General features: G+C 37.1%; 8 protein-coding genes and 2 rRNA genes. 3 read left to right on the forward strand and 7 right to left on the reverse strand.

The window, feature by feature from the left end:
* Window positions 1–143: 143 nt before the first annotated feature.
* Both MAEO_RS05910 and MAEO_RS05915 read right to left on the reverse strand, forming a co-directional pair.
* Window positions 144–2,066 (reverse strand): DNA-directed DNA polymerase II small subunit, encoded by a 1,923-nt coding sequence (locus MAEO_RS05910; protein ID WP_011973875.1) that lies wholly within the window; start codon window positions 2,064–2,066, stop codon window positions 144–146.
* Between the two features lie 17 nt (window positions 2,067–2,083).
* The gene (locus MAEO_RS05915; RefSeq protein WP_011973876.1) at window positions 2,084–3,205 is read right to left on the reverse strand and encodes a hypothetical protein; all 1,122 of its coding nucleotides are present in this window, start codon (window positions 3,203–3,205) and stop codon (window positions 2,084–2,086) included.
* A gap of 125 nt (window positions 3,206–3,330) precedes the next feature.
* Here MAEO_RS05915 and argH point away from each other — a divergent pair, with 125 nt between their 5' ends.
* Window positions 3,331–4,794 carry an argininosuccinate lyase gene (argH, locus tag MAEO_RS05920; RefSeq protein WP_011973877.1) on the forward strand — a complete coding sequence of 488 codons (1,464 nt, stop codon included), beginning with the start codon at window positions 3,331–3,333 and terminating at the stop codon, window positions 4,792–4,794.
* Between the two features lie 74 nt (window positions 4,795–4,868).
* On the opposite strand, the gene MAEO_RS05925 is transcribed toward argH, so the two are convergent.
* Together MAEO_RS05925 and MAEO_RS05930 are read right to left on the reverse strand one after the other, a co-directional pair.
* Window positions 4,869–5,942 (reverse strand): TIGR03576 family pyridoxal phosphate-dependent enzyme, encoded by a 1,074-nt coding sequence (locus tag MAEO_RS05925; protein ID WP_048062523.1) that lies wholly within the window; start codon window positions 5,940–5,942, stop codon window positions 4,869–4,871.
* A 397-nt stretch (window positions 5,943–6,339) separates the two neighbouring features.
* A complete protein-coding gene (locus tag MAEO_RS05930) occupies window positions 6,340–6,618 on the reverse strand; it encodes a DUF2098 domain-containing protein (RefSeq protein ID WP_011973879.1) in 279 nt (92 codons plus the stop codon).
* Between the two features lie 260 nt (window positions 6,619–6,878).
* Between MAEO_RS05930 and MAEO_RS05935 the strand changes: the two genes are divergently transcribed.
* Window positions 6,879–8,347, forward strand: a 16S ribosomal RNA gene (locus MAEO_RS05935).
* 154 nt (window positions 8,348–8,501) lie between these two features.
* Window positions 8,502–11,474: ribosomal RNA gene (locus MAEO_RS05940) — 23S ribosomal RNA — on the forward strand.
* Together the 16S and 23S rRNA genes form the textbook arrangement of a ribosomal RNA operon.
* Before the next feature lie 167 nt (window positions 11,475–11,641).
* On the opposite strand, the gene acsB is transcribed toward MAEO_RS05940, so the two are convergent.
* From acsB to MAEO_RS05955, 3 genes are all read right to left on the reverse strand, one after another.
* Entirely contained in the window at window positions 11,642–13,933 is a 2,292-nt protein-coding gene (acsB, locus tag MAEO_RS07815; RefSeq protein WP_011973880.1) for an acetyl-CoA decarbonylase/synthase complex subunit alpha/beta, read from the reverse strand.
* Window positions 13,934–14,083: 150 nt separating this feature from the next.
* Complete coding sequence (locus tag MAEO_RS05950) at window positions 14,084–14,539, reverse strand: 4Fe-4S dicluster domain-containing protein (RefSeq protein ID WP_011973881.1); 456 nt, start codon at window positions 14,537–14,539, stop codon at window positions 14,084–14,086.
* 90 nt (window positions 14,540–14,629) lie between these two features.
* Window positions 14,630–15,061, reverse strand: coding sequence for a carbon monoxide dehydrogenase beta subunit family protein (locus MAEO_RS05955; protein ID WP_011973882.1), 432 nt, complete (start codon window positions 15,059–15,061; stop codon window positions 14,630–14,632).
* Window positions 15,062–15,092 lie beyond the last annotated feature (31 nt).

Here is a 15,092-nt window from a genome sequence, read left to right on the forward strand (position 1 = left end):
CCTAATATATTAAATAAAATCTCTTCGAGATTTTTTCGTGTTCCTTAATTCGATAGGATGGTGTAGTTTAATTTAGAGTATATTTAATGAAATTGTCCGAAGATTGACTATATATAAATAAAAAAATATTCTTTTATCTTCTTTTAAATAACTTTTATTTTTCCGTTGTCCCATTCGATATATTGACTACCATTTTTGGACATATCGATTATTGGAATCCTTGCAGGAGTAGGGTGAATTCCCATTCTTTTCTGGAAATCCGTCTGTTCTTGAAATGTTCCACTGTTTATTAATGTTGTTCCTTTATACGCCCCATATCCGTTAATGTGAATATGTCCAGTATGGAATATATCTGGTTCATTATGAATTACTAAATAATCTTCTTTTTCTGGGGCTATTGGACATCTTCCCCCATAAGTTGGGCATAAATGTCTTCTTTTTAATAATTCTTTCATAATTGAGGTGGGGTCTTGATAACTTGCCGAAGATATTTGTCCTATCACATCGTCAAAGCTTCTACCATGATATAATAAAAAATCCAAACCATGTATATTTACAAATCCAGGATTGCTAACAAAATGCACATTATTTAATCCATCAAATAAATCTAAAATTCTTTTAGGAAATATTGGCTGTGGTTCGGCTGGTCTAAGGGCATCGTGGTTTCCCGGGGAGATTATAACATCAATATGTTCTGGAATTTGCTCAATATATGTTGCCACTTCTTTATATTGGGATATAATATCCACATCATATAAATCATATTCTTGACCTGGGTATATCCCTACACCATCCACTAAATCTCCTGCAATTGAAATATATTTTAATCTGCTTACTATTTTTTCTTCCAATCCGTTTTTTGTATCTCCATTTAATAGCTCTATGAATTTTTTAAATGAGTCCTCTAAAAACTCGTAGCTCCCTATATGAACATCGGATAAAAATGCAGTGTATATTTTTTCGTCTATACTTTTCGGAGGTTTTGGGGTGATATCTGGTCTTATGCAATTATTGGGAAACATCACGCCCCCATCTTGGGATATTGCCCCTTCAAATCCTATGACTTCGTCTAACAATATATCGTCGGGGAGCTCCCCTTTTTCAATTTTATCCTTCATAATAATTACGGAAAATATGGCCTCATCATCTTCAATTACTACCCTTTTGTGTCCTTTTTTAGTGGTATTCATATCCGTAACAATTCCAACTACAAAAACATCTTTTTCGTTTTTCATTCTTTGAATTTTACTTAATGGATATGCCTTTTTATTTATCTTTCTTTCAATCATGGCTTTAATTTTTGAATATCTATCATTAAAATACCCAATAAAATCGTTAAGACTTCCTTCGCAGGTGGATTTTCCAGAAATATCCCATTTATCATATATATGTATTTGAGAATCAATATCCTTTGCAACATAGTTTATTTTATTAAATACACTATTTTTGATTGATTTTATTTTATTTATTCTGTGGATTCTTTCTTTTTCTAATTTTAATAATCTTTCATCCAATGTATTTTTGGGGGTTTCTAATTTTTGTATTTCTTCTTTTTGTTCGATATCTGTTGGGGCGGTATTGTGTGTATTGGTTGCAATATTAGTTGCAATATTGGTATTATCTTCTTTATTTTCCGTTTCTACTGTATCATTGTATGGATTATAATTATAATCCATTTCATCTAAAATTTCCCCTATAAATTCATCTTCAACATTTTCTTCTGCTTTTAATTCATTATTTTTTATTTTTGAGGCATCAACATTTTCTTCTGTAATATATGTATTATTGTAAAAATCGCTTTGCGATTTTGGGAGCTCCTCATTTGAAATATAGCAGGATATAAAATCAAAATCTTTATAATTATTAATTATTTCGTCAAGAGGATGGTTTAAAAATAAATCTAAAAAATGGTTATTTAATAATATTAATTTATTATTTATAGTTTTAAATTTTTTGATATTATTGAGTAAATGGGTTAATTCATTATCTTTTAATTTTTTAATTCTATTGTATGTTTTGGGCCCCAATAATATTTCAATATTTAAAAATTCATTGATTATATCCATTATTTCACTTTTATTTTTTATATTTTATTTTTCTGTTCAATATCCTTATTATTTTTATCGTTATTTTCTTTATTTTCTTTATTTTCTTTATTTTTTTGATATTCTTTTATTTTATGGCATAAATAATCCAATGGATGTATTACATTTTTAAGATTGCAAATTTCATCTGGTTTGCAGTAATATCCTAATCCTTTTCCCCCGTCATCTCTCCAATTTTTACAATATTCGCAATGTGTGATATGATTGGCTACACGATAGCCTATATTATGACTTATGTAGTATTTAGTTTTACCTTCGTCAAAGTCTCCTACTGTATTATACATTGCCACAATTTCATTTAAAAATCGTTCAATTTCATCTTCCGAAGCAATATCTAGTGCCCTTACATTTGCAATGCCTCCGTCCATAATTGGTCGTAGATTTTGGTCAAATTTTGCCACAAACCAGTAAGTCACAAAGCTCCTCCTAGCGTAGTGGGAGGGAGAACCGCCACTTAAAATATCGTCAAGTATTCCCCTAATGCAGGGGGGATGCCATTCTTTTAATATATTTCCTTCAAAATTGGATATTTTGATGCCTTCAACTCCTTCAAATTTAATATTTTCATCAAGAAATTTAAATAATTCTTTAATATTTTCATTATTTAATATTTCTTCTGGGAGCTCCACTTTTTTAATTTTTTCAATCATTTCTTTAAGTTTTAATCTGGTGAGCTCTATGGCATAAATTCTTTTAATTTTTGTTAAATTAACCTGTCCTTGCTCCAAATTTACTCTTTCTAAGTGTAAATCATTATTTCGAGATGTTGAAGCAACTTCGATAAATTCCCAAATTGATATTTCATCTGGTAATTTGTCCTTTATTTTATTGTATTTTTTGTCAGAATATTTTTTTATATATAAATTGTGGTATTTTGTATTTGATATTATTATTAAGGCTAAATAATTAATTAGTGTTTCTTTTGCAATTATATCAATTCCTATCTGTTCCCTTATTTTTAAATCATTATAATATGTATCATATCCTTCAATATCAAATATATGGCCGAATAATGCCTTTATTAATTTCAAATTATCTTTGTTGGTAATTTCCTCAAAAAAATCAAAATCTTTTATTTTATGTAAATTTTCCCAGAACATAAAGTTTAACACCAAATTAACTAAAAATTATTATTATAATATTATATATTTGTTAATTATATATGTATGTTATATTATGTATTTATGTTATTTTATATTATTATAATAATTTAGGTGAATGAATTATGCAAAAAAATAATGAAAATATATTGAGGAGAGGGAGATTGGGGAGCTCCACAAAAAAGGAAGTTATGAATTATATGACTAGTTTAAGTTTTGATAAAGAAATATTTGAAAGTGATATATTTTGCGACATAGCCCATACAAAAATGCTAATGGAACAAAATATTATTTTGGAAGAGGATGGAATTAAAATAATAAATGAATTAAAAAAAATATATAATAATGGAATGGATTGTTTAAATCTTGACCCATCTCTTGACGATATACATATGGTAATAGAAAGTGAATTAATAAAAAACCTCGGAGAAGATGTTGCTGGAAGAATGCACACAGGAAGAAGTAGAAATGATGAAGTGGCAACAGATTTAAGAATGGCATTAAGGGATAAAATACTAACAATATTAAAATTATTAATAAATATGCAAAAAAATATATTAAATCTTGCAAAAGAGCATAAAGAAACACTAACTATTGGATATACTCATTTACAACATGCTCAACCAATAACATTTGGACATCATCTTTTAAGTTATGCTTCTCCGATGGAGCGGGATATATTGAGATTAATAGACACCTATAAGCGAGTAAATATCTGTCCTCTTGGAAGTGGGGCATTTGCTACAACTGGATTTAATATTAATAGAAATGCCACAAAAGAATTATTGGGCTTTGATAGTGTTATTGAGAATTCTATGGACGGAGTGGCATCAAGGGATTTTATATTGGAAACTATGGCAAATTTATCAATATTGGGAACAAATCTCTCAAAAATTTGTGAGGAAATGGTGCTTTTCTCCTCCTGTGAATTTGGGACTATTGATTTGGCTAATGAATATACTTCAACATCATCAATAATGCCACAGAAAAAGAATCCTGATGTTGCAGAAATTGCAAGGGCAAAATTATCTACATTAAATGGAAACCTTGTAACTGTGCTTACAATATTAAAGGCACTTCCAAATACATATAACCGGGATTTACAGGAAATAAGTCCCCATTTGTGGGATAGTGTATATACCACAATTGACACTCTAAAAATAATAGATGGAATGATTTCAACAATAAAAGTAAATGCCGATAGAATGAAGGAATTAACGGAGAAAAATTATTCCACAGCAACAGAATTGGCTGATACACTTGTGAGGGAATGCAATATTCCATTTAGGACGGCACATGGTATTGTGGGGGAAGTTGTAAGGCTATCAATTGAAAATAATAAAAATATGAATGAAGTAATTAGGGATGTTTTGGATAAATTTAATTTGAAACTTGATGATTCAAAAATAGAAAAAGCATTAAATCCTATGGAAAATGTAAAAATGAGAAAAGTTATTGGGGGTCCAGCTCCTGAGGAAGTAGAAAGAGCCATAAATTCATATTATAGTAGAATAGAAAATTACGAAAAAGAAGTAAATGATAAAATTGAAAAGATTGAAATTATTAAAAATAATTTATTGAATTTATAAATATTTATAAATTATTTTTTATTATCTGTTTTATAGTATGCCATACCACAAGGAGCTCCGAACATACATAATAATTATAAATTATTATTTTTTGAATTAATAATTGCGTTAATGACATATTCGTCAGATATTCTTTTAGCATCTTTTGAGCAAAAATCAATTCTAAGAGTTTTACTTGCTCCAGGCATTCCTCCTGCGGTGATGGTTATTATTCCATAATTTTCAAGCATTTTTAAAGCAATGTTTATATATTCTTCATCGGATAAATTTGTAATAATAAATCCAGTTGGGGTTTTTTCATATTTCAATCCTGCATTTACCAAAGAGGATAAATCTATGTTTTTTGCTCTTTTTAAGGCGTCCTTTAAATTATCTAATTTAAAATTTTTTAAAGCATTTATCATAGCACATAATATTGGGGCCTGAGCTTCTAAACCATATTTAAGTCCTTCGGAATATATTTTATCAATTAATTCTTTTTTACCACTTAATAATCCTGCCCTTGGACCATTCATTAATTTGTCCGTGCTTGAAACCGCCAAATCAGCACCAATTTTTAGAGCTGGTGGCTGGTTATAAAGCAATCTTAATCTTGCACCAGATGCATCATCTACAAATACAATGCTGTTTTTTTCTTTACAATATTGTATTATTTCTTTTAAATCATCTAAATTTATCATTTTATGGTCCATTGTAGCTCCAGTGATAATAGTTAGGGTTTCACCGTCTATTTTATTTAACATTTCCTGTAAATTATCGCTTTCAAAATAATTCATATCAAATATGTCGCAACTTCGCGGGATAGATGGATGGGACGGTAATTTTGGAACAAAATGCACCACTGTTTTAATATCCTTGGATAATGCACAAATCGTGGAGAATATGGCTGAAGAAGTTCTATTAAAACCAACGGCTTTATGGATAGATGGGCTCCCTCCGAAATGACTTATTCCAACGGCATTTAATTGCTCTGAGAATATTGCTGGACCTACATATGTTTCAAGGAGCTCCATGTCTGAATCAGATATTTCGAATCCTCCCGATAATCCAGTTAAATCATATATCTCCTTTCTTCCCTTTTCATTTATTATTTTTCTTATTATTTTTCTTGTTTTGTTTATCCTTTTTAATTCTGACATATTTTGCACCAAATTATAGTGAATCAACAATAAATGTCCTTAATTGGTCAAAGATATCCAATTACATTGACCGTTATTTCATATATCTAGTCATACTTATCGACATATGGCAGGCAATATAATGCCAAGTGTCCGTTGATTTACTATCTGCTGTATAAATTTTTATGGTCCTGGGATTTATTGCATGGAGCTCCGCACACACCATAATAAAAAAATAAAATAAAAAATATGGTAAATCGATAATTAAATGTTATTAGGTGCTCCAATGATTAAGAAGATAAGCTCTATATATTGGAGTGTGTTTGGAAAGATTATATTATATATTGTGGTTTTTATTACTATGAAAAGTCCTCGAATTATTATGTCTCTAAATTAACGCAACAGTCCGTCGATTTACTATAATATATTAACCTGCTCCGCAAGTTTCTATATCTACATCAATATCTGTTATTTTTTCATCATCTAACATTTTTTCTATTTCTTCTTCATTTATTTCAGATTTGGCATATTTTTTATGTTCTATTATTTCCAACATTTTTGGGTTATACATTAAATCATTGTCCAATATGACCCATATTTTACCATTTTCTTCTTTAATATCTTTCACGGTGCCCTTGGTTCCTGTATTTATATACCTAACATAGGAATTTACATGGAGCTCCTTATTGTTTATGTCAGTTGGCATATTATCACCTAACAAATATTGTATAAATGTAATATCCAACTTAATATATAATTATAATATACATTGTTCCTAACCTAAAAACAATACAATACACAAACCACCAGCATATTATGCAAATGTGATAGCTTGAAGATAAGAAATAGTTCAAGTTTGATGTAAGCCCATAACCAAGTGATACTTGATAACGACCGAGTCAATTCCAAAATATATTGACCAACTCCTAAGAGTGGTTGTAAGGTTGTTTTACAGCCTTACAATTAATTCCGGTTGATCCCGCCGGAGGCTACTGCTATTGGGATTCGACTAAGCCATGCGAGTCTATGGACTTCGGTCCATGGCGGACGGCTCAGTAACACGTGGCTAACCTACCCTCAGGTGGGGCATAACCTCGGGAAACTGAGGATAATACCCCATAGGAAAAGAGGTTTGGAATAATCCTTTTCTGAAAGGATATCCGCCTGAGGATGGGGCTGCGTCCGATTAGGTAGTTGGTGGGGTAATGGCCCACCAAGCCTACGATCGGTACGGGCCTTGAGAGAGGGAGCCCGGAGATGGGGACTGAGACACGGCCCCAGGCCCTACGGGGCGCAGCAGGCGCGAAACCTCCACAATGCACGAAAGTGCGATGGGGGAATCCCAAGTGCCTATGCACAGCATAGGCTTTTCCCAAGTCTAAACAACTTGGGGAATAAGGGCTGGGCAAGTCCGGTGCCAGCAGCCGCGGTAACACCGGCGGCCCGAGTGGTAGCCACTCTTATTGGGCCTAAAGCGTCCGTAGCCTGTTCAGTAAGTCTCTGTTTAAATCCTACGGCTTAACCGTAGGGCTGGCAGAGATACTGCTGGACTTGGGACCGGGAGAGGAAGAGGGTACTTCGGGGGTAGCGGTGAAATGCGTTGATCCCTGAGGGACCACCTATGGCGAAGGCACTCTTCTGGAACGGGTCCGACGGTGAGGGACGAAAGCCAGGGGAGCGAACCGGATTAGATACCCGGGTAGTCCTGGCCGTAAACTTTGCGAACTAGGTGTCATCTGGACCTCGGGTCCAGGTGGTGCCGAAGGGAAGCCATTAAGTTCGCCGCCTGGGGAGTACGGTCGCAAGACTGAAACTTAAAGGAATTGGCGGGGGAGCACCACAACGGGTGGAGCCTGCGGTTTAATTGGATTCAACGCCGGGCATCTCACCAGGAGCGACAGCATGATGAAGGTCAGGTTGACGACCTTACCCGAAGCGCTGAGAGGTGGTGCATGGCCATCGTCAGCTCGTACCGCGAGGCGTCCTGTTAAGTCAGGTAACGAGCGAGACCCGTGCCCTATGTTGCTACTTTCTTCTCCGGAGGAAAGGCACTCATAGGGGACCGCTGGTGTTAAACCAGAGGAAGGAGCGGGCAACGATAGGTCCGCATGCCCCGAATCTCCTGGGCTACACGCGGGCTACAATGGTTAGGACAATGGGAAGCAACCCTGAGAAGGGAAGCAAATCTCTTAAACCTAATCGTAGTTCGGATCGTGGGCTGTAACTCGCCCACGTGAAGCTGGAATCCGTAGTAATCGCAGTTCATAATACTGCGGTGAATGTGTCCCTGCTCCTTGCACACACCGCCCGTCACACCACCCGAGTTGGGTTGAGGTGAGGCCCTAGCCTTTGGCTAAGGTCGAACCTGGGCTCAGCAAGGGGGGTGAAGTCGTAACAAGGTAGCCGTAGGGGAACCTGCGGCTGGATCACCTCCTAAGAAAAAAAGGTCGTTATCAAGCACTAAATGGTTATGGGCTAACTACGGAGTTATAATCCACAGGGTTATAACTTGAAACTGGATTGCAATATAGCAAATATTGCAAGTTGAAGGTTACGCATAGGTTTCTGTATCTGGTGATATCCAGATATTCCACATATCTATTACCCTATCTGGGGGATGGCTTGGCTTGGAACGCCTATGAAGGACGTGGTAAGCTGCGATAAGCTCATGCGAGGCGCATACAGCCGTAGAACATGAGATTTCCGAATGGGACTTCCTGCTCTTTTGAGCGATTCGTAAGAATCGGGAACGCGGGGGATTGAAGCATCTTAGTACCCGCAGGAAGAGAAATCAAACGAGATTCCGTTAGTAGAGGCGATTGAACACGGAACAGGGCAAACTGAATCCCGCAAGGGAGATGTGGTGTTATAGGAAATCTCTTACGACTTAGGAAAGGATGCCGAAGTTGTCTGGAAAGGCACATCATAGAGGGTGATAATCCCGTAGGTATAACTGACCTGAGTTTGAGATTTTCCTGAGTACCGTGCGTTGGATATCGCGCGGGAATTTGGGAGGCATCGACTTCCAACCCTAAATACGTTCCAAGACCGATAGTGCACTAGTACCGTGAGGGAAAGCTGAAAAGCACCCTTAACCGGGTGTGAAAAGTGCCTGAAACCAGATAGGTATCGTATGGCATGGCTCCAAAGGCAACTATTCCGAAGGAATCCATTGTAAAATGGTAGTACGAGGAATAGAGTCCAGAGTTGTGTCGTCCGTTTCGAAAAACGGGCCGGGGAGTATATTGTTGTGGCGAGCCTAAGACCTTTATGGTCGGAGGCGTAGGGAAACCAACAAGTCCGCAAGCTTTTGCTGAGGGACGGGGTCTTAAGGGCCCGGAGTCACAGCGATATGACCCGAAACCGGGCGATCTAGGCCAGGGCAAGGTGAAGTCCCTCATCAGAGGGATGGAGGCCTGCAGAGGTGCTGCCGTTCGAAGCGCTCTTCTGACCTTGGTCTAGGGGTGAAAGGCCAATCGAGCCCGGAGATAGCTGGTTCCCCCCGAAGTAACCCTAAGGTTAGCCGGAGGTTAGGTAGATGGCAGGGTAGAGCACTGATAGAGGGGTTAGGGGACGAAAGTCCTCGCCTTTCTGTCAAACTCCGAACCTGTTATCGCTGCAGCCTCTGAGAAAGGGCATACGGGTAAGCTGTATGTCCGAGACGGGAATAGCCGCGACTCAGGTTAAGGTCCCTAAGTACTGATTAAGTGTGAACACGAAGGGCGTCCTTGGCCTAAGACAGCAGGGAGGTTGGCTTAGAAGCAGCCATCCTTAAAAGAGTGCGTAACAGCTCACCTGTCGAGGTCAGGGGCCCCGAAAATGGACGGGGCTAAATCAGTTACCGAGACCTGAGGGCACCGAAAGGTGATCCGGTAGGGGGGCGTTCTGTAAGGGCAGAAGTTTGGCTGTGAAGTCAAATGGACCTTGTAGAAATGAAGATCCCGGTAGTAGTAACAGCACAAGTGGAGTGAGAATCTCCACCGCCGAAGGGGCAAGGGTTTCACAGCAATGTTCGTCAGCTGTGAGTAAGCCGGTCCTAACTTCCGAGGTAACTCCTTTGGAAGGAAAGGGAGACAGGTTAATATTCCTGTGCCATCTAAATACACGCGGCAACGCAAGGTTAGTTTCTGACGCTTCAGGGTATGCTAACTACTCTTGTCTGGGTAGTCAAATGTATAAGTCTGGGGAGAGTTGTAATAACGAGAACCAGATGAAAGCATGATGATCCATCCTTTAGGATGGTTTGGCAGATCTCTGGAGCCCGTGAAAAGGGAACTATCATGGATTTTAGATGACCGTACCCAGAACCGACACTGGTGCCCCTAGGTGAGTATCCTAAGGCGTATCGGATGAATCTAGTCGAGGGAAGTCGGCAAAATGGCTCCGTAACTTCGGGAGAAGGAGTGCCAGTGACCTTGTCAAGGGGTCGCTGGTCGCAGTGACCAGGGAGGTCCGACTGTTCAATACAAACACAGGTCTTAGCTAGTCTGAAAAGATGTGTACTAAGGCCGACGCCTGCCCAGTGCTGGTACGTGAACCCCGGGTTCAACCGGGCGAAGCGCCAGTAAACGGCGGGGGTAACTATAACCCTCTTAAGGTAGCGAAATTCCTTGTCGGGTAAGTTCCGACCTGCATGAATGGCGTAACGAGACCTCCACTGTCCCCGACTAGAATCCGGTGAACCTACCATTCCGGTGCAAAGGCCGGAGACTTCCAGTGGGAAGCGAAGACCCCGTGGAGCTTTACTGCAGCCTGTCGTTGGGGCATGATTGTGGGTGTACAGTGTAGGTGGGAGCCATCGAAACCTTCTCGCTAGGGAAGGTGGAGGCGTCCATGGGACACCACCCTCCTATGATCATGTCCCTTACCCAAGTATGGGGACACCGGTAGGTGGGCAGTTTGGCTGGGGCGGTACCCTCCTAAAAATGCATCAGGAGGGCCCAAAGGTTGGCTCAAGCGGGTCAGGACTCCGCTGTTGAGTGTAAGGGCAAAAGCCAGCCTGACTTAGTTGTCCACAATACGCAACTAAGAGACGAAAGTCGGGCCTAACGAACCCCTGTGCCTCACCGATGGAGGCCAGGGATGACAGAAAAGCTACCCCGGGGATAACAGAGTTGTCGCGGGCAAGAGCCCATATCGACCCCGCGGCTTGCTACCTCGATGTCGGTTTTTCCCATCCTGGATCTGCAGCAGGATCCAAGGGTGGGGCTGTTCGCCCATTAAAGGGGATCATGAGCTGGGTTTAGACCGTCGTGAGACAGGTTGGTTGCTATCTGCTGGAAGTGTTGGCTGTCTGAGGGAAAGGTGGTTCTAGTACGAGAGGAACGAGCCGCCGGTGCCTCTAGTTTATCGGTTGTCCGACAGGGCATTGCCGAGCCGCCACGCACCAAGGGATAAGAGCTGAAAGCATCTAAGCTCGAAGTCCATCCTGAAAACAGACAGCCGTCCTTCTAGGAGGCGAGGGGTCCCATAGAAGATGGGTTTGATAGGCTAGGAATGTAAGCATCAAGGTTTTCCGAGATGTTTAGTTCGCTAGTACTAACCCCCCAAGAGATATTGGAATATCTGGACACTTAAAGATACAGGAACCTATGTTTGTGTTGAAATAACTTTTTTTTATACTCATTATAATCGATATATATTAATATATAAATATATTCGGAGTCCCCATATTTTTTCAAAATTTTTCTAAAAAAAATAAAAAAAGAAAAATAAAATAAGTATATAGTTTATTTTTTACCGCTCTCTCGAGTGATTATTATTTGTTCAGCCTTTATAACTGCATTTTTTAATACTATTTTAATATCTTTTGGAAGTCCTCCAAATCCAGCAGGCATGGTCATTGTAGGTACTGTAATGGTGCCCTCTTCCTCGCCTTCTGTATCTCCCATATATTCCTCTTCTTCTGTATGGGTTTCTACTACTTCTATATCCTCTGCATCCATATCCAAACCTATATTTTCAGCAACTGGGTGATTGTTCTTTTTCAAGAAATCAATTAATTCCTCAATACTGGATACATCTTCTTCTGTTGCAATTTTTGGAATCATTTCCTCAGGTATTCCATCAATTACCTTATTTTTTAATTCTGAAGGTAGCCATACAACTCTTTCCCAGCCACCATCGGCCTTAAAGAATTTTGAAGATTTCATATAGGATACAGAGATGCCGCAGAATCCTTCAACCTGGTTTCCGCCACTACATTGTCCAGCAAGTGCTGAAAATGGAACTCCCATTGGTGTTTCCCCTTTAAAACTTCTATCTACTATACCAAATCCATCAACTTCTGGGATATAAAATGTAATTGCCTCAAAACAACCGCAAGAGGTAGATGGTCTATCCAATACACTATGTAATGTTATTGATTCAATTGCCCCTTGGGATTTATCTTGGACAACTTCATTTACTGAATCATATATTCCTTTTTCTTCATCCAAACATTCTCCTTTTTCAATTGCAAATATTGGTCCATCTGGGTCAATTTTTGCCGCAGCTCTTGCATCGAGGTAATTAATACCACCACATAATGCAGGTTTATCGGGTGTAATTATACAAACATGGGAAGGTGCAAAGCTTTGACACATAATACATCCATAAAATACATCTACATCTTCCTCATGGAGATTTTTGGTTTTTTCATCTCTAAATTTATATATCTCTTTTACTTTTTCTAATTCTTCTTTCACTATGTCAGCATCAGTTATTAATTTAACATCTATATTTTCTATGAATGGAAACTCTGATTTATATATATCTTGTATTATTTTTCCGATATGGATTAAATTTAATCCCTTTTCGGCGGATTCTTTATTAATTCTAATCCATACGCTATCTCTCTGGTTTAGGTGCATAACTCCTTCAATATAATTAAATATCTCATGAACTCTTCTTTCCAATACGCCCTCCAAATCATCTTCTAATGTTTTCCCGCTTACATTTATTATTACAGCAAATGGTGTTTTTGTACCGGCTTCCATCTCTCCGATATCCTTTCCAATAATCTCAATTTTATCGGATGCATCATCCACTACTTTAACAAGTTCAAACCCATACTGTTTAGGTCCTGCTAATTCAACAAACATGTCAGGCCCCCTTACTCTTTCTCCTTCATTCATCGGACCTACCGAAACAGGTATATTTACATCTTCTATTGACATTTCTTCCACCTTAATATTTTTCATTTTAAGGGCATTTTCAATAATATTATCTATATCTGAGCTCCCCAATGCACCTTCAATTTCTGGTACAGGATTATTGGTAATTACTGGAATGCCCGCTTTTATACAACCTGCACCTGCGGCAAGTGTTATATCATCAACTTCACCTAATGCTATAACAATGGCAGGAACTCTGTTTGCAATATATTCGATAACTTCTTCTGTTTTTCCTCCTTCAACGCCCCCGTATATCAATGGAGCTCTAATGGCTAAATTTGCAGCATGTATTGCTGAGGTTATGCTATCTCCAACAGGAACTAGAAGTTTATCAAGACCCAATTCAATATTGGCATCTTCCATTTCTTTTACAATATCTCCAATGAATAATCCTAATATATTTCGTTTTCTAATTTCGTTAATAAGGGATTTTAATTTTTCTTCATCTCCTACTTTACCTATCACAACAAGTATTGCTGGTATTTTTCCATTAACAAGTGGAACCCCTAAATCTCTTAAAATTTTATCCGGGATAAATCCAGTATATGGGGCCTCATATGGTGTTTCATTATCCATATATTTTAGGGCTTCAAGAGCTTCCGCACAAATTAATGTTTTAACACCGGCATCAAGGGCATCATCTAGCGTAGCATCAGCATTATCTTCAATTTCAAGAGAATTAATTAACTCTTTTAACTGACCAATATTTTCTATTTTTTTACCTAATATTCCATATATTGTAGGCAAATAATAATTTGTTTCAAGAAATCCAATTTTTTTACTATCTTCATCTTTGTTATTTTTTAATGTATCAACGGTTAGATTTAATACAGTTTTTCCGCCTGCGATTATGTTTTTAATAACCATTTTTTACCTCTTTATAACATCATAATATATACAATATGTCATTATTAATCGTTATAATATGTATTAAAATTATCAACAAATATATATATATAATTAGTTATGAATAAATAAAAAATAGTATTATTATGTAATAATAAATGAAAATATCGATTAAATATCCTCTCTCCATTCATCAGATATTATTTTCATTAGTTTTTTTCTTCTTTCTTCTTTTATTGAATCGATACATTCATCGCATACTAGTTTTAAAGCCTTATCTTTACAGGCTTCAAGACATGCAGGAGTTATTCTATCAGTATCTAAGCAAAGTGAACATTTATGGGCATATAATTTATCAATGAATATTGAACCAACAGGACAGACAATTTCACACATGCCACAACCAATACATCTTTCTTTTTTTACAAGTGGTATCCCATCTTTTAAATAAATGGCATCTACGGGACAAATATTATAGCAAGGTGCATTTTCACACTGCATACAAAATACAGGAACATTATTTGCTTTTTTTATCCTACTTATCCCATGAATTTCTTTACATTTATTGACACAATCATCACAGTTTGTGCATTTTGATGGGTCAAGAACTATTAATTTTGGATTCATAATTTCACCAGATTCAATGAATTATTTGGTATTATATATTATTATTTATAAATAATAATATATGTATCGTAATATTAATAACATTGGTAATTATTCTTTATATAGCATAATCAATCGTTTAATAGACTCTTTATGCTCATTTTCTTCCATATTGGGAAATGAATAATGTGCATTTGGATTATAATATCTATCCAATGTTAATGTCGTGGCATTGGAGAAATGCTTTAAATGAGTAATGCTTTGGGCCAAATAATAATATGTAATGTTTGAAAATATAACTAGGTCATTTCCCTGCTCTATTACTTTTTTCATGGCAAGTAGTAAATTCATATCTTTTGGTGTGTGTATTGTTTCAATATTTAAATCCAATAAGTTGTTATTATATTCTTCCTTAGAACCAATTATTAATATCGGGTTTTTACTTCTTTTAATCATGCTTAATGCTAATTTTGTGCTTACAATCTCTGCATGGTTTAGATTTGTTCCAGCTGTTGGCTGATATGGTGTAGTCTTTCCTATCATAATTTCACCAAATGATATTAAGTAAATAAAA

The sequence above is a fragment of the Methanococcus aeolicus Nankai-3 genome (assembly GCF_000017185.1).
Lineage (GTDB): Archaea > AGJL01 > Methanococci > Methanococcales > Methanococcaceae > Methanofervidicoccus > Methanofervidicoccus aeolicus.